Source organism: Nonomuraea sp. NPDC050404 (assembly GCF_040655495.1).
GTDB lineage: Bacteria > Actinomycetota > Actinomycetes > Streptosporangiales > Streptosporangiaceae > Nonomuraea.
The window spans coordinates 148,487-164,943 of record NZ_JBFAKB010000018.1; the positions used below are offsets into that span (position 1 = coordinate 148,487).

12 protein-coding genes, 1 pseudogene and 1 riboswitch are annotated in these 16,457 nt (G+C 66.7%); of the genes and pseudogenes, 10 read left to right on the plus strand and 3 right to left on the minus strand.

The window, feature by feature from the left end:
• The first annotated feature begins 3 nt into the window (after window positions 1-3).
• Window positions 4-786 (plus strand): type III pantothenate kinase, encoded by a 783-nt coding sequence (locus AB0I81_RS40595; RefSeq protein ID WP_360668769.1) that lies wholly within the window; start codon window positions 4-6, stop codon window positions 784-786.
• 58 nt (window positions 787-844) lie between these two features.
• Here the strand turns inward: AB0I81_RS40595 and AB0I81_RS40600 are convergent, their stop codons facing one another.
• The gene (locus tag AB0I81_RS40600) at window positions 845-1,309 is read right to left on the minus strand and encodes a hypothetical protein (RefSeq protein ID WP_360668772.1); all 465 of its coding nucleotides are present in this window, start codon (window positions 1,307-1,309) and stop codon (window positions 845-847) included.
• 170 nt (window positions 1,310-1,479) lie between these two features.
• Between AB0I81_RS40600 and lysX the strand changes: the two genes are divergently transcribed.
• The gene (gene lysX / locus AB0I81_RS40605) at window positions 1,480-2,937 is read left to right on the plus strand and encodes a bifunctional lysylphosphatidylglycerol synthetase/lysine--tRNA ligase LysX (RefSeq protein WP_360669100.1); all 1,458 of its coding nucleotides are present in this window, start codon (window positions 1,480-1,482) and stop codon (window positions 2,935-2,937) included.
• On the opposite strand, the gene AB0I81_RS40610 is transcribed toward lysX, so the two are convergent.
• Entirely contained in the window at window positions 2,921-4,141 is a 1,221-nt protein-coding gene (locus tag AB0I81_RS40610) for a cytochrome P450 (protein ID WP_360668775.1), read from the minus strand. The two genes, lysX and AB0I81_RS40610, sit on opposite strands and share 17 nt — an antisense overlap.
• 183 nt (window positions 4,142-4,324) lie before the next feature.
• Between AB0I81_RS40610 and AB0I81_RS40615 the strand changes: the two genes are divergently transcribed.
• Window positions 4,325-4,537: a LuxR C-terminal-related transcriptional regulator gene (locus AB0I81_RS40615; protein ID WP_043615366.1), complete on the plus strand. Its 213-nt coding sequence runs from the start codon at window positions 4,325-4,327 to the stop codon at window positions 4,535-4,537.
• 62 nt (window positions 4,538-4,599) lie between these two features.
• On the opposite strand, the gene AB0I81_RS40620 is transcribed toward AB0I81_RS40615, so the two are convergent.
• On the minus strand, window positions 4,600-5,643 hold the full coding sequence (locus AB0I81_RS40620; protein ID WP_360668777.1) for an NlpC/P60 family protein: 1,044 nt from the start codon (window positions 5,641-5,643) through the stop codon (window positions 4,600-4,602).
• 6 nt (window positions 5,644-5,649) lie between these two features.
• Window positions 5,650-5,801: riboswitch (cyclic di-AMP (ydaO/yuaA leader) on the minus strand.
• A 268-nt stretch (window positions 5,802-6,069) separates the two neighbouring features.
• Between AB0I81_RS40620 and AB0I81_RS40625 the strand changes: the two genes are divergently transcribed.
• The 7 genes and pseudogenes from AB0I81_RS40625 to AB0I81_RS40655 all read left to right on the plus strand — a co-directional run bounded on the left by AB0I81_RS40625 (window position 6,070) and on the right by AB0I81_RS40655 (window position 16,428).
• On the plus strand, window positions 6,070-6,642 hold the full coding sequence (locus tag AB0I81_RS40625; protein ID WP_360668780.1) for an amino-acid N-acetyltransferase: 573 nt from the start codon (window positions 6,070-6,072) through the stop codon (window positions 6,640-6,642).
• 85 nt (window positions 6,643-6,727) lie between these two features.
• A complete protein-coding gene (locus AB0I81_RS40630) occupies window positions 6,728-8,200 on the plus strand; it encodes an RDD family protein (RefSeq protein ID WP_360668783.1) in 1,473 nt (490 codons plus the stop codon).
• A gap of 110 nt (window positions 8,201-8,310) precedes the next feature.
• The gene (locus AB0I81_RS40635; RefSeq protein ID WP_360668786.1) at window positions 8,311-8,799 is read left to right on the plus strand and encodes an RDD family protein; all 489 of its coding nucleotides are present in this window, start codon (window positions 8,311-8,313) and stop codon (window positions 8,797-8,799) included.
• Window positions 8,800-9,307: 508 nt separating this feature from the next.
• A complete protein-coding gene (locus tag AB0I81_RS40640) occupies window positions 9,308-9,640 on the plus strand; it encodes an Lsr2 family protein (RefSeq protein WP_360668788.1) in 333 nt (110 codons plus the stop codon).
• Window positions 9,641-10,596: 956 nt separating this feature from the next.
• Window positions 10,597-11,064: pseudogene (locus tag AB0I81_RS40645) on the plus strand (Clp protease N-terminal domain-containing protein); the annotation flags it as partial.
• A gap of 629 nt (window positions 11,065-11,693) precedes the next feature.
• Window positions 11,694-14,195, plus strand: coding sequence for an ATP-dependent Clp protease ATP-binding subunit (locus AB0I81_RS40650; RefSeq protein WP_360668790.1), 2,502 nt, complete (start codon window positions 11,694-11,696; stop codon window positions 14,193-14,195).
• Between the two features lie 1,294 nt (window positions 14,196-15,489).
• Window positions 15,490-16,428, plus strand: coding sequence for a TIM barrel protein (locus AB0I81_RS40655; RefSeq protein WP_360668793.1), 939 nt, complete (start codon window positions 15,490-15,492; stop codon window positions 16,426-16,428).
• Window positions 16,429-16,457 lie beyond the last annotated feature (29 nt).

Consider the following 16,457-nt stretch of genomic DNA (forward strand, 5'->3'; position numbering starts at 1 on the left):
TTGATGCTGCTCACGATCGACGTCGGCAACACGCACACAGTGCTGGGGCTGTTCGAGGGCGAGGACGTCATCGAGCACTGGCGGCTGGCCACCGACGCCCGCCGCACCGCCGACGAGATCGCGGTCATCCTCCAAGGTCTGCTGGCCCAGTCGCCGCTGCTCAAGGGGGCCGACATTGACGGCATCGCCATCTGCTCCACCGTGCCGAGCGTGCTCAACGAGATGCGCGAGATGTGCCGGCGCTACTACGGCGACGTGACCGCCGTGATCGTGGAACCGGGCATCCGCACCGGGGTGCCCGTACGCATGGACAACCCCAAAGAGGTCGGCAGCGACCGCATCGTGAACGCGCTGGCCGCCATCGACCAGTACGGCGGCCCCTGCGTCATCGTCGACTTCGGCACCGCCACCTCGTTCGACGCGGTCTCCGCCAAGGGCGAGTACGTCGGCGCGGTCACCGCCCCCGGCATCGAGATCTCCGTGGACGCGCTGGCCGCCGCCGGGGCCCAACTGCACAAGGTCGAACTGGTCAGGCCGCGCTCGGTGATCGCCAAGAACACCGTCGAGGCGCTCCAGGCCGGCATCATCTACGGCTTCGCCGGCCAGGTGGACGGCATCGTCGAACGCATGGCCGCCGAACTGGCCGACGATCCCGACGAGGTGACCGTGGTGGCCACCGGCGGGCACGCGGCGCTGGTCGTGGGCGAGTCACGCTCGATCGACGTACACGAGCCGTGGCTCACCCTGATCGGGCTGAGGCTGATCTACCACCGGAACGTGACCTGAGGCTTCACGTGAAACGAGCGGCGTTCCGCCCGAACGCCGCTCGTCGCTCATGGGTGTGTCACTCGCTCTCGGCGGTGTAGAGGTACTCCCAGGGACCGCACTTCTTGGCGTGCCCGCCGTGCGGGGCGACCTGGCAGACCTTCGCCCGCAGGCTGTAGACGTCGTGCTCCGTGAAGCCGAACGACTTGTAGCCGGGGTAGCCGCAGTACTTCTTGTAGTGGACCGGGGACCAGTCGTGGTCGAAGTCACTGGCCTCGAACTTCACGAAAGCGCACTTGCCGCCCTCGTCGTAGGTGCGGTTGTCCAGGTCGAACAGCTTGCCCCTGACCGTGACCCTGTTGGACTCGCCCTCGTGGTCCCACTTGACACCGATCCAGCCCTCGGCCTTGGCCAGGTCGTACCTGGAGTAGACGGGGCCCCAGCCCTCTCCGTACGAGCTGGCGTGGGCCGCCGCGGGAAGCGACAGGGCCACCGCGGAGGTCGCGGCGACGGCGAGGACGCCGGTCGCGATCTTCTTGAACATCTTGTCTCCCTGAGCCCTCCCTGGGCCGGTTCCCTACCGGCTCCCCCCTGAGCTCATGACACATTGGTACGAGAGGGCTCTTGCAGAGGTCCTGCATGGAGCCGACGAGCCCTTGCAGTTCGCCATATCCCCTACCCTTTGATGTTGTGAGCGACGAACTTCCCGAGCAGATGCGCATCCGGAGGGAGAAGCTCGACCGCCTTCGCAGTGAGGGCGTCGATCCTTACCCGGTGAACTTCCCACGCACGGCGACGAACGCCGAGGTCAGGGAGAAATACCAGGGCCTCGACCCTGACACCGCCACCGGTGAGACCGTCGCCGTGGTCGGGCGCGTCATGCTCAACCGGGTGGGCGGCAAGCTCTGCTTCGCCACCCTCCGCGACGGCGGCGCCGACCTTCAGGTCATGATCTCGCTGGACAAGGTGGGCGAGGAGTCCCTGGCCGCCTGGAAGCGCGACGTCGACCTCGGCGACCACGTCGGCGTGACGGGCGAGGTCATCACCTCGCGCAGGGGTGAGTTGTCGATCCTGGCTGACAGCTGGCAGATCACCTCCAAGTGCCTGCGCCCGCTGCCGGAGAAGCACGTCGGCCTCACCGACCCGGAGGCCCGGGTCCGCCAGCGCTACGTCGACCTGATCGTCAACGACGAGTCCAGGAAGATGGCCCGCGTCCGCAGCGCCACGGTGCGCGCGGTGCGGGACTTCTGGCACGAGGAGGGCTACCTCGAGGTCGAGACGCCGATGTTGCAGCCGATCCACGGCGGAGCGGCGGCCCGGCCGTTCAAGACGCACATCAACGCCTACGACATGGAGCTCTACCTTCGCATCGCGATCGAGCTCTACCTCAAGCGGCTCGTGGTGGGCGGCATCGAGAAGTGCTTCGAGATCAGCAGGACCTTCCGCAACGAGGGCGCGGACTCCACGCACAACCCCGAGTTCACGATGCTTGAGGCGTACGGGACCTACCTCGACTATCACGACATGGCCGATCTGACCCAGCGGATGTACCAGAAGGCCGTCGTGGCCGCGCTGGACACCTCGGTGGTCGTGCACGACGGCCAGGAGGTCGACCTCGGCTTGGTGGAGTGGCCCCGCGTCCGGCTCTACGATCTGGTGTCGCAGGCCGTGGGCGAGGAGATCACCACCTCCACCACCCTGGAGGAGCTGCGCAAGCTGGCCGACCGCCGCGAGATCCACTGGGATCCGAAGTGGGGCGCGGGCAAGCTCGTGCAGGAGCTGTTCGAGGAGTTGGTGGAGCACACGCTGATCCAGCCCACGTTCGTCATGGACTATCCGCTGGAGACCTCGCCGCTGGCCCGCAACCACCGCGACGACCCGCTGCTGACCGAGAAGTGGGATCTGATCGGCTTCGGCACCGAGCTGGGTACCGCCTTCTCCGAGCTCATCGACCCGATCGAGCAGCGCCGCCGCCTGGTCGAGCAGTCCCTGCTGGCCGCCGGGGGTGACGTGGAGGCCATGCAGCTCGATGAGGACTTCCTGCAGTCCCTTGAGTACGCGATGCCGCCCACGGGCGGCATGGGTGCCGGCATCGACCGGATGATCATGGCGTTCACCGGCAGGAACATTCGCGAGACCATCCTGTTCCCGCTGGTCAAGCCCACTCACTGACGGGTTTGCGGCCGCCCAGCCGTACCGGCAGGGCGGCCGGCCCGCGCAACACCACATTCTCCTTGTACGGCGGTGCCGCATCGGCGAGTTCCAGCCCCGGCGCCGCCCCGGCCAGAGCCGACAGCGCGATCTCGCCCTCCATCCTGCTCAGCGTCGCCCCCAGGCAGAAGTGGATCCCGAGCCCGAAGGCGAGGTGCCGGCCCGGCTCCCGGGTCACGTCGAAGCGGTCGGGGTCGGGGAAGACGGCCGGGTCGCGATTGGCCGCGCCTATCACCGCCATCACGAGCGTGCCCTTGGGCACCGGCACGCCGCCGAGTGTGGCGTCCTCCAGCGCGAGCCTGGAGGTGAGCTGGACCGGCGGGTCGTACCTGAGCACCTCCTCGACCACCTCCTTGGGCCGCTCCGCGGCGTGCCGCAGCAGGCCGCGCCGGGCGAGCTGGAGCACCCCGTTGGCGATGAGGTTGACGGTCGTCTCGTGGCCGGCCACGAGCAGCAGCACGCAGGTGGCCAGCAGTTCCGACTCGGTCAGCTCCGGGACGCGGGTCAGAGCGCTCAGGAGGTCGTCTCCCGGCCGCGCCCGCCTGAGCGCGGCCAGTTCGCGGAAGTAGTCGCGAAACTCCGTTCTGGCCCGGCCGGTTTCCGATTGGAGGTCCGCTGTAAGCATCGGGTCAAGGCCGCGAGCAAGCTTCTCGCTCCAGTCGCGGAAGCGTACGTGGTCCTCTGGAGGCACCCCGAGCATCTCGCTGATCACCATGACCGGAAGTGGGTAGGCCAAACCGGACACCAGGTCGGTCTCCTCCTCCAGCCCGGCGATCAGCTCGGTGGTGATGGCCCGTACGCGCGGGCGCAGGCGTTCCACCATGCGCGGGGTGAAGGCCCTGCTCACCAGGGCGCGCAGCCTGGTGTGGTCGGGCGGGTCCAGGAACAGGAACGAGGCGACGGGCTGACCTGGGTCTTCGCCGTTCGGCAGGGTGGTGCCGCGGCCGAAGCGGGGGTCGCGGAGCAGCGCCGTACAGAGTTCGTGCGTGGTGGCGACGAACAGTCCGCCGGGTGTGCGGAACAGCGCGCCGCGTGAGCTCATCTCGCGGTAGCGGGCATAAGGATCACGCAGAAATTCACGATCGAATGGATCAAAACCCAGTACGTCGGCCGCGCTCATCGCCGCCGGATCCGGCGTGCTGGAGGAGGCGATGTGATCGTTCATCGCGCGGTGATCAGGTCCGACATATCGCGAGTACGCCATATATATCGGATCATGTCAATAGCGCTCGTCAAGTACGTCGATTGTCACGCTTGACGACCTTTCCACGATGCGTTTACCGTCTGCGAGGAGCGACTTTGGCCCGGTTGAGAGGCCCAAGTTCACTGTTGGGGGGGAGGGCTCCCGATGGATGTGCTCACTGAAGGTGTTGAGTTGAGCCATGCGGATCTTGCGTTGCTGGCGGAGCTGGCAAAGGGAGTCACGGTCGACCGGGTAGGCAGACGGCTGGATATCAGCGGAAGAACGGTACGCCGTAGATTGCGGGGCATCTGCGATCGCATCGGTGTGGCCACGGCCATCGAGGCCGTGGCGTGGGCGGCCCGCCGCCAGTTGATCTAGCAGCGGCGGGCGTGGAACGTGCCCGGGTCCTGATGAGCGGTGCTTGGTCGTGCTGGGTCGCCTCAGTCGGCGATGCGCACCGCTCCCACGAAGGGCCGGTTGCCGATGGCGGCGATCCGTACGACGTCACCGGTCTGCGGGGCGTGCACCATCATGCCGCCCCCGAGGTAGATGCCCACGTGATGCAGGTCGTTGTAGAAGAAGACCAGGTCACCGGGGCGCATCTCGGAGCGGTCGATGTGCCTGCCCGCGGTCCACTGGCTGCCGGTGTAGTGCGGCAGTGAGATGCCCACCCGCTGGTAGGCCGCCATGACCAGGCCGGAGCAGTCGTAGCCGCTCGGGCCCTCGGCGCCCCAGACGTACGGCTTGAGCTGCTGCGTGAGCGCCCACCGCGCGGCCTGGGCGGCCTTGCCGTCGCCGGCGATCGGCAGGTTGACTCGCGTGGCCCGGGTGCCGGGCCGGCCGGCCTCACCCAGCGCCCGCTTGAACAGGTTGCTCTCGACCTTGGTGACCAGCTTGGTGATCTTGTCCCGCTTGGTGCCGAGCTCGTCCACGAGCTCCTGGACCTCTTCGATGCGCTCCTTGGCGCCGGCCCTGGCGCGCTCGGCGGCCTCCCTGGCCTTGGCGACCTGGTTGACCTCCTCGCCCTGCTCCTGTTCGAGTACGTACGTGGTGGCCGCCCGGTCGAGGAAGGATTCGGGGTCCTGGCCGACCGTGAACGCCAGCATCCTGCCCAGGCCGCCCGTCATATAGGCGTTCTGGGCCAGCAGCGCGGCCTTGGAGCGCTTGGCCTCGAGATCGGCCTCACTGGTCGCCAGCACCTTCTGCGCGGCGTCGGAGGACTTCTTGGCGGTCTTGAGCTTCTCGCGCTGGCCGTTGTACTGCTCGGACAGCGTCTCGATCTCGGTGTGCATCTTCTCGACCTGCTTGGCGAGATTCTGCAACGAGGGCTTCGGGTCGGCGGACGCGGAACCGAAAGGGGAGGCGATCAGGAGCGCGGCGACTGTGACACTTATTACACCCAGACGGTATGGCCGCCGGGCCCGTTCGCCGGAGCGGGCGTGCTCGCCCGCCGACTTTCCCCCACGGTTGTGCGTGCGCTTCACCAACCAAGCTCCTCTCATAGACGCCGACCGGGTTAGCTGACGGGTTCGGGCCGGAGCAGCCCTACCGAACGGATTCGGATTCACCCCATTGGTGGCGGCGGGAGGTCGTCACCTGCGGTTCCCCGGCTCCTCTTGCGAGAATTGGGCGTGTTCCCCGCGCGCGACACGCGGGGAACATCGTCGCTGGACACTAATGCACTCCGGGTTCGTGCTCAACCGGAACTGCCGAGTCTGTAGAGGTTTCACAACCGAAGGGTCACAAGGTGATCTCGTGCCACGGCGGGCAGAACGGTGCGTGTGTCCTCTTTGTCCCCGCTTCCACCGGGCACTCGGCGTGTGTGCCCAAATGGCCACGAGATGTAACAGGATGGGCCGAGACGTGGGAGTTAGGGCCGAGCCGTAATGACATCTGTACTCTGGAGTGCCATGGAGCAGGTGGCCGAACAACTGACAGCGCCCGAGACCGCGGTGGTGGTCCGGCGTGCCCGCACGCTCGATGTGCGGGCCGTCAAGCGGCTGATGGACATCGACGCGGGCGCGGGGCCGCGGCTCCTCAAGAAGGCCACTGTGACGCTGTACGAGGACGTACAGGAGTTCTGGGTGGCCGAACGGGGCGGGCAGGTCGTCGGCTGTGGCGCGCTCCACGTGCTCTGGGAGGACCTCGCAGAGGTCCGCACCGTGGCCGTGGATCCCGGGTGCCGTGGCATGGGTGTCGGCCATCGGATCGTCTCAGCGCTGATACAGCACGCGAAGGATCTGGGTCTGCGACGTGTATTCTGTCTGACTTTTGAGGTCGACTTCTTCGCGAGGCATGGCTTTAGCCCGATTCAGGGCACACCGGTGTCACCCGAGGTGTACGCCGAACTGCTGGCCTCGTACGACGAGGGCGTGGCGGAGTTCCTTGACCTGGAACACGTCAAACCGAACACCCTCGGCAACACCCGCATGCTGCTCCATCTGCCATCGGGTGACGCGGACCTCGACCCGATGGAAAGGTGATTGTTGATACCTATGTCGATACGTTGGGCAGCACAGGCATGTGTCCTGACACGTGCCACATGCGCACTCGAAGCGAGGTGACACGGTGAGCACCGGACAGCCGCCGTATCCACAGGACGAATCCGGCGAGAATTCTGCGCCTGGCACCTACGGACAGCAGAACGCGGGCCGCCACCCCGGCGAGCCCGACCCCGACGTCACTGTGGTCGGCTACCGGGCGGACGATGCCTACGGGCAACAGCCCCAGTACGGACAGCAGCAGGGCTATGGCCAGCAACAACCCCAATACGGCCAGCAGCCCCAGTACGGACAGCAGCAGGGCCAGCCCGACTACGGTCAGCAGGGCTACGGCCAGCAGCCTCAGTACGGCCAGCAGCAGGGCCAGCAGCAAAGCCAGCCCGGCTATGGCCAGCAGGGTTATGGGCAGCAGCAGCAGTCCCAGCCCGGCTACGGCCAGCAGGACCAATACGGCCAGCAGGACCAGTACGGCCAGCAGCAGGGCTACGGCCAGCAGCAACAGGGCTATGGCCAGCAGGACCAGTACGGTCAGCAGGGCTACGGTCAACAGCAGCAGCAGGGTTACGGCCAGCAGCAGCAGTCGCAGCCGGACTATGGCCAGCAGGGCTACGGCCAGCAGCCGCAGTCCGGCCAGCAGCCCCAGTACGGGCAGCAGCCCCAGTCGCAGCCCGGCTACGGCCAGCAGGACCAGTACGGCCAGCAGGGCTACGGTCAGCAACAGCAGTCGCAGCCCGGTTATGGCCAGCAGGACCAGTACGGCCAGCAGCAGGGCTACGGCCAGCAGCAGGGTTATGGACAGCAGCAGCAGTCCCAGCCCGACTACGGCCAGCAGCAGCAGGGCTATGGGCAGCAGCAGCAGTCCCAGCCCGGCTACGCCCAGCCCGGTTACGGTCAGCAGCAGCCCGGCTATGACCAGCAGCAGTACGGTCAGCAGGGCTACGGCCAGCAGCCGCAGCAGTACGGGCAGGGCGGCTACGGCCAGCAGCCCGGCTACGGTCAGCCCTACGGCAAGCCGGTCGGCGTGCAGCCGCCCGGGGCGCCGGCGCCGCTGGCGGAGTGGTGGCAGCGCCTGGTGGCCAGGATCATCGACGGTGTCATCTTCGGCATCGTGATGTTCGTGGTGCAGCTCGCCCTCACGCCGCTGTACCCGTCCTACAGCTCGATCACGGGGCTGACCACCGGTCTGACCTTCGGGCTCCTGTACTACCTGGTCGTCTCGATCGTCGTGACCATCGTCTACATCGCCTACGACTTCCTGCTGGTCAAGATGAAGGGCCAGACGGTCGGCAAGATGGTGATGGGCATCAAGGTCGTCCAGGTGGGCGGCCACGTGCAGCCCGACGGCCTGGCGACCGACGTGTCGCTCAAGCGCGCGCTCGTGACGGTGGGCGGCTACATCTTCTACTGGGTCCCCCTCGTCGGAACCCTGATCGCGGGCGTCGCCTACGCGCTCAACGGCGCCTCCCAGCTCTGGGACAAGCCGCTGCAGCAGACCTTCGCGGACAAGTTCGCGAAGACCGTGGTGGTGAAGATCAAGTAGTCTTCTCCGGGCAAAACAGGGGCCGGCTTCCCGCCGGCCCCTGTGTTATGTCCGCGGGTTCTGTAGAAATGGTTAGAGACCCGAGCCGCCGATGACGCGAGGTGGGAGTTATGGCCGGGACGGCGCCGTGGTCCGGCCCGCAGCCCGCGGAATGGTGGGAACGGCTGGCCGCCAGGCTGATTGAAGCGCTCGTCTTCGGGGTCTTCTATTACATTCTGTTCATCGCGCTGTGGGGCTTCTTCCGAACTGTCGGGATGGCGGAGGTGTTCGGCGGGCGCCTGCCGGGCGTCTTCGCGTGGTTGGCGGCAGGGCTGGCTTATGCGGGCTACGACTGGTGGGCGCATTCCAGGCACGGGCGGACGTTCGGTAAGGCGATCATGAGGATTCGTCTGGCGCCGGGGGACCATCCGCCCCGTGTTCTGCTCAAACGCACGCTCGTCTATCCCGCTCCCGTGATGCTGATGGGCATTCCGGTGGTCAATCTGCTGGCCGGAATGCTGCTGTTCGGCGTGGGGCTGCTCATCCTGATGGACAAGCCGCTCGAGCGCGGTCCACACGACCGGCTGGGCGGAACGCGCGTCGTAAAAGATCTTCGCTGAGCCATCCGCCTGGGGCGATGCCTTTACGCAAAATTTTCGCTTGATCCGGTAAGGAGCCTGGAGAGACTGGCATTAGGCTGTGGGGCGTCCGGGTTGCCGGATGTTGGCGCCCCTGCGACACGCAGGGCATCTGTGTGCCGCTATGGTCGGGTACGGGTGGTTGTCGCCTGCGTGTCATGCGGGGGCCCGCCCACCGGGTCACGCTCAGCGCTTAATGAGCCCCCGGAAACCCCGTCAGCCGTGGAGGCGAGGCCGAATGGAAGCCCTAACAGACGTATTGTCAGCGCTCATCCCCCCTGCTGTGGTGGGTGGCGCCTTCATCTTTGGCGTAGTGAAGCTGCTCCGATCCGAGGCCGTGGCGGGCCGTCGAAACCGCGAGGATCAGCCCGAGGCGCAGAACTGATCGGCTAGTCAGCCGAATCCCCGTAGCGCTGAATTGTCTCCACGCCTTTCCGGGTATATGTTTGGGCAGGCGAATGAAACAATGCTCCGCGAAAGGATTGCGTACATGGCCAAGCAGATCCAGGAGATTCTCATCGATGACCTCGATGGGGGCGAGGCCAATGAGACGGTCAGCTTCGCTATTGACGGCTCCTCCTATGAGATTGACCTCAGCGACCTTAACGCGAAGAAGCTGAGGGACGCTCTCACGCCTTTCGTGCAGTCCGCGCGCAGGGCAGGCGCCGTGACCACGCGTCGCCGCGGCCGTGGCGGCAACCGTGCGATGAGCCGCGAGAAGAGCTCCGAGATCCGGCAGTGGGCCAAGGCTCACGGCCTGCCGGTCAGCGAGCGCGGCCGCATCGCCTCCACCGTCGTGGAGAAGTACGAAGCCGCACACTAAGGGGCCGTCCCCGACCATGCGCTTATGATGTTCGCCTTGGACCCCGGCGGCCGCCATAAGCGCATGATCGTTTCTGTGGCGTTCCCGAATGCGGGGAGCCGCGGAAGATGATCTCCTGAGGCGCCGCCCATATGCGGGCGTTTTGGGGCGCACGTCCCGGCTCATCAGCGGCGCCGATTCCTCCGGGCCGGTGTCACATATGTGATGGCGTCGCGCTCTGTGCGCGGAATGCCGTGTGTGGCGGCCATGCCCCATTCAACGTACGCTCGGCCCGTACGACAGGGCGGCCGCCCACATTGCCCTTGCGGCACGGGCTTTTGTGACTTCACCGACGCCTCCCCGTACCCCGTGGAACGGGCCATGGCGAAATCCGGCAAGCGGTTAACCCCGCGCCGCCCTTCACACGCTGTAACAGTTAAGCCGGGATCCCGACTGGCGCTAAGCCCGATCCCGACTGGCGCGCCGCCCATGAAACCCGCTGAAACCCGCGCCCGATCGACGCGAAACCCGTTCCCGGCGGGCGCGCCACCCTCGAAACGCCGGCGCCGTACGGTTCCGCCGGTGCCGGAAAACCTCGGCCGAGCGGATGCGACAAGCCGGGCATAAGCGGCAAGTGTGAGCACCTCTCCCACAAAGGGCGCTTCTACCGTGCATCCACGCACAATGCCGACGCCGCTTGTGTGCGCCGGTTTGAGATTCCCGTGCACGTGCAAGTGCGCGAATGCGAGGCGGGCTCGTGGAGACAGCGTCTCATAGCGCGAAACGGGTCCGGTAACCCGGCTGACCGGATGGTGAGATTGCCGATTACCGTCCGTACGGGATGGGGGGCTCGGCGGTATGTATCGTCATGGCGCCGCTCACGCACCCGAAGATCACGCAATCCGCGGCCACTAGCATGCGCGAGGACGAAATCGGGTTCACCCGGACCGATCGACCGCTGTGTGAGGAGCAAGGGGATGTTTGAGAAGTTCACCAACCGGGCGAGGCGGGTCGTCATCCTGGCCCAGGAGGAGACCAGGGCGCTCAACCACAGCCGCATCGGCACCGAGCACGTTCTCCTCGGCCTGATTCGTGAGGGCGAGGGCATCGGCGCGCAGATTCTCGGGAGCGTGGGCGTCACCCTTGAGAGCGCGCGCCGGCAGGCCGTGGAGATCGTCGGCCCGGGGCAGACCGCCCCGGCGGGGCACCTTCCGTTCAGTCCGCGGGCCAACCAGGCACTGCTGGGGTCGTACGAGGAGGCCGTGCAGCGGGGTGTGGACTACATCGGCACCGAGCACCTTCTGCTCGGGCTGCTGCGCGAGGGGGAGAGCGGGGAGGGGGAGAGCGGGGAGGGGGAGAGCGGGGCGGTCCGGGTGCTGACCGGGCACGGAGCCGACGTCGCCCGGGTCAGGCAACTCCCCGACGAACTCATCGCCCGCTACCAGGCCCCTCGCGGCTGACCCCGCCGCGAGATTTCGACGTTCAGGACGCTGCGACGTTGAGAGACGCTGCGACGTTCAGGGACGCTGGGACGTTCAGGGACGCTGAGACGTTCACGGACGTTCGAAGCTCGGGGACGTTCGACGTTCACGGACGGGGATTTCTCATTGCCGTCTGTACGTTCTGGTAGGGGTGACCTGGAGGCAGTGCGGTGCGTGCCCTGTTGTGCTCAAGGCGTAGCGCGCTCGCTTGGCCCCGGCGTCGCCGCCGACATAAGATGATTACGCAACAGATACTGACAGTGGCATGTGAGATGCACAGGCGAAGTGGCGTCCCCGCGCCGGCTCCACGCCTGGCGTCCGAAGGCAGATCCGTGTGGGATCCGCTACGCCGTGGGGGGCAATTTACAGCCGCTTCCGTGAAGCGCCCTAAACATCGTTCGCTTGCGGCGTATCGGGAACACGTCACCCCCGAACAGTAGTTGGATGGAGGGTGAACGCCCTGCTCTCGGGGAACGTCTCTGATATAGAGCGTGTCAGCGGCAGTGGGCACGGGTTGCCGAGCCAGGGCTAGCATGCGGGAGGACGGGACCGGATTTACCGGCCTGACTGACCGCTCTGTGAGGAGCGACGAGATGTTCGAGAGGTTCACCGACCGAGCGAGGCGTGTTGTCGTCTTGGCCCAAGAAGAGGCCAGGATGCTCAACCACAACTACATCGGCACTGAGCACATTCTTCTTGGTTTGATCCATGAAGGTGAGGGCGTAGCCGCCAAGGCTCTGGAGAGCCTCGGCATCAGCCTTGAGGGTGTGCGCCAGCAGGTCGAGGAGATCATCGGCCAGGGCCAGTCGGCTCCGTCGGGGCACATTCCGTTCACCCCGCGGGCCAAGAAGGTCCTCGAGCTGTCGCTCCGTGAGGCTTTGCAGCTGGGTCACAACTACATCGGCACCGAGCACATCCTGCTCGGGCTCATCCGTGAGGGTGAAGGTGTGGCGGCCCAGGTGCTGGTCAAGCTTGGAGCTGATCTCAACCGTGTGAGGCAGCAGGTCATCCAGTTGCTCCACGGTTACCAGGGCAAGGAGCCGGCCGCGGCGGGCGGTCCGCAGGAGTCGGCCCCGTCGACCTCCCTGGTGCTCGACCAGTTCGGCCGCAACCTGACCCAGGCCGCCCGCGAGGGCAAGCTGGATCCGGTCATCGGCCGTGAGAAGGAGATCGAGCGGGTCATGCAGGTCCTCTCCAGGAGGACCAAGAACAACCCCGTTCTCATCGGCGAGCCCGGCGTCGGCAAGACCGCCGTCGTCGAGGGCCTGTCGCAGAAGATCGTCAGGGGCGAGGTGCCCGAGACGCTGAAGGACAAGCAGCTCTACACGCTTGACCTCGGCGCCCTGGTCGCCGGCTCCCGCTACCGCGGTGACTTCGAAGAGCGCCTGAAGAAGGTGCTCAAGGAGATCCGCACGCGTGGCGACATCATCCTGTTCATCGACGAGTTGCACACGCTCGTCGGCGCGGGTGCGGCCGAAGGCGCAATAGACGCCGCCAGCATCCTCAAGCCCATGCTGGCCCGCGGCGAGCTGCAGACGATCGGCGCGACCACGCTGGACGAATACCGCAAGTACCTGGAGAAGGACGCGGCGCTGGAGCGGCGCTTCCAGCCGATTCAGGTGGCCGAGCCCTCGCTCAGCCACACGATCGAGATCCTCAAGGGCCTGCGCGACCGCTACGAGGCGCACCACCGCGTGTCCATCACCGACGACGCGCTGGTGGCCGCCGCGCAGCTGGCCGACCGCTACATCAGCGACCGCTACCTGCCCGATAAGGCGATCGACCTCATCGACGAGGCCGGCTCCAGGATGCGCATCCGCAGGATGACCGCCCCGCCGGACCTGCGCGAGTACGACGAGAAGATCGCCAACGTCCGTCGCGACAAGGAGTCCGCGATCGACGCGCAGGACTTCGAGAAGGCCGCTGCTCTCCGCGACCAGGAGAAGCAGCTGCAGCTCAAGCGCGAGCGGCGGGAGAAGGAGTGGAAGGCCGGCGACATGGACGTCGTGGCCGAGGTCACTCAGGAGCTCATCGCCGAGGTCCTGGCGACCGCCACCGGCATCCCGGTCTTCAAGCTGACCGAGGAGGAGTCGGCGCGCCTGCTCCGCATGGAGGACGAGCTCCACAAGCGGATCATCGGTCAGGACGACGCCATCAAGGGCCTGTCGCGCTCCATCCGGCGTACCCGCGCCGGTCTGAAGGACCCGCGCCGTCCCGGTGGCTCGTTCATCTTCGCCGGCCCCTCGGGTGTCGGTAAGACCGAGCTGTCCAAGGCTCTGGCTGAGTTCCTCTTCGGCGACGAAGACGCTCTGATCAGCCTGGACATGTCGGAGTTCATGGAGAAGCACACCGTCTCCAGGCTGTTCGGCTCGCCTCCCGGCTACGTCGGCTACGAGGAGGGCGGCCAGCTCACCGAGAAGGTGCGGCGCAAGCCGTTCTCCGTGGTCCTGTTCGACGAGATCGAGAAGGCCCACCCCGACATCTTCAACTCGCTGCTGCAGATCCTGGAAGACGGTCGCCTGACCGACGCCCAGGGCCGGGTGGTCGACTTCAAGAACACGGTCATCATCATGACCACCAACCTCGGCACCCGCGACATCTCCAAGGGCATCGGGGTCGGGTTCGCGAAGTCCAACGACGCCGACTCCAACTACGACCGGATGAAGTCCAAGGTGCAGGAGGAGCTCAAGCAGCACTTCCGGCCCGAGTTCCTCAACCGTGTCGACGACATCGTGGTCTTCCACCAGCTCACGCCCAACGAGATCATCAAGATCGTGGATCTGATGCTCAACCAGGTGGACGCCAGGCTGAAGGACCGCGACATGGGGCTCGACGTCTCACCCGACGCCAAGCAGCTGCTCGCCGACCGCGGCTACGACCCGGTCATGGGCGCTCGGCCGCTGCGCCGTACGATCCAGCGGGAGCTGGAAGACTCGCTGTCGGAGAAGATCCTCTACGGCGAGCTCCGGCCCGGCCAGGTCGTTAAGGTGACGATCGAGGGCGAAGGCGACAACGCCAAGTTCATCTTCAAGGGCGAAACGGCCTCGAAGGTACCCGACTCGGCCGCCGCCATCGCCGCCCCGATCCAGAACTAACCCAGACCCCCGGGTCTGACGGGTCCAACGAAGGCCCCCGCGTGAGACATCCACGCGGGGGCCTTTCACATGCCACCACTACCACCACCTCCGTCGGGGCCCGGTGGCGTCGGCTTTTCTGGGGTGTGGTGGTGCTGGCGCTGTCGGGGTTCGGTGGCACCGGCTTCTCTGGGGTGCGGTGGTGCTTGGCTCGGTCGGGGTCCGAAGGCGTCGGTTTCTCTGGCGTGTGGTGGTGCCGGTCCAGTCGGGTCCGAAGGCACCAGCTCCTCCGGTATCTGGCGCCTCCGACTCCGTCGGGGTCCGGTGGCACCGGCTTCTAGGGCCCCCGGTAGACACTGGCTCCTCCAGACGCCGGTGGCTTGGGCGAGCCTGGGCGCGGCGTGTTCCGGGCGTGGTGTGGGCTGGGGCGGTGTGGCCTGTTCGGGCGTGCTGTGGGGTTGGCGGGTTGGGGCTCCAGCGGCGCTGAGATCCTTCCTGCGGGCTCCATGGGAGCGCTCGCATGCCTTCCTTTGGGGAGGTCCCGGCCGGGGGACGTGGTGCGTGCGTGCTGCGCGTGCGATGTGGTGGGCACGCTGGGAGGTGCCACGCGCTGCGATGTACAGGGCACGCTGAAAGGTGTCACGCACTCGGATGTGCTGCGTCGCGCTGGGCTGGGGTGCGCTTGTGCCGTGCTGTGGCGCACCGTGCCGTGCTCCTACGTTGCCGTGTTGCGACGCGCCCTGGTCCACGTGCTGTGCTGCGTCGTGCCGTTCGGGGCCCGATCTATCCATCCGACGGACATAACCCGTAACCCCGCGGCAAGACACGGTGTGGTCCGTTCGGTGGGTGGTGCTTGCGGTGTCTGTGGGGGGCCTGTGGAGGTTGCTGACTGAGTGAGGGGGACGGTGGGAGGCCGTACGCGTGGGTGGGTTTCTTGATCTTCTGCCTCTTAGGGGGTGGAGAAGTCAGTAATCTGTCACAACTCGTGCCGCTGCGCCGTCAGATGGGTGTGCGAGAACTTGGGTGGGCGAATCGCCGAGGCGGGCGGGTAAACGCGGTGGGTTGCGTCGTTGCGGAATTGTTGGGTGAGCGGGTATACCACCACCGCGAGTAGTACTACACTGTGTAGAGCTTCGCCAAGTTAGAGCCGAGCGAGCCGCAAGGCCGCGTTCCGAAGCTGAGGGCTGCTCCCACGGGAGTAGTGCGAAATCAACTCAGGGTGGACGCGCGTGCCACCCGTAATCAGGCATGCTCGCATGGTTCGCACGTCCGAGGCGGGCGACGGGAACACTAAAGCAAGCCGTGGAGGAAACCGATGCGCCTGCGTCACGATGACGGAACGCTCGTTCACCTCGCCTACAACGCAGGCGTCCACCCCGCTGAGGACCTGGAGAACCTCATCGCCCACCTGACCCGCTACGCGGTCCCGGTCCGTAAGCGGCTGGGTGTGGAGCGGATGGGCGTCGGGCTGTGGTTGTCGCCGAGCGTCGCCGACCATCTCACGGCCGACCGCATCGAGCTCGTACGCCTGCGCCGCTCCCTGGAGGAGCGCGGCCTGGAGGTCGTCAGCCTCAACGGCACCGGCGGCCGCAACCAGGAGGTTCCCGGACCTGACTGGGCCAAGCCCGAGCGGTACCGGTACACGATGGCGCTGGCCAAGATCCTGGCGTTCCTGCTGCCCGAGGACGTACGGTTCGGCAGCATCTCGACGATCCCGATCGGCTGGCGTCGCGACTGGCCCGCCGACCTGCACGCGATCGCCACCCGCCGGCTGGAGCGGCTGGCCCGCGAACTGCGCGGCATCTACAGCACGTCCGGCAAGACGATCAGGGTCGGCTTCGAGCCGTGGCCCGGGTGCGTGCTGGAGACGACCGAGCAGGCGCTTGAGCGGGTGTGCGGCATCGACTCCGAGCACCTGGGTGTGGCCCTGGACGCCTGCAACCTCGCCTGCGGCGAGGAGGAGCCGGGTGCGGCGCTGAAGGGCCTGGCCGAGGCCGGCGCGCCCGTCGTCAAGGTCGGTCACGTGCACAGCCACACGGGGGAGACGCCGAGCCCGGGGGTCGTGCTGCACGACACGCTGGCGGCCATGTTGTCGGGCGCGGTGAGCGGCAGCGCGCACATCGAGGTCGAGACGCACAACCTGACTGTTCCCGGGCGGGCCAAGGGGCCGGGGGCGCTGGTGTCGCTGCTGGCGGAGGAACTGGACTGGGCGCGCACCAACCTGACCGGCCTGGGTCTCCAGCTGGCCGCCTGAGGTCTCTGCCCTTTCTCATTGTTTTTGCC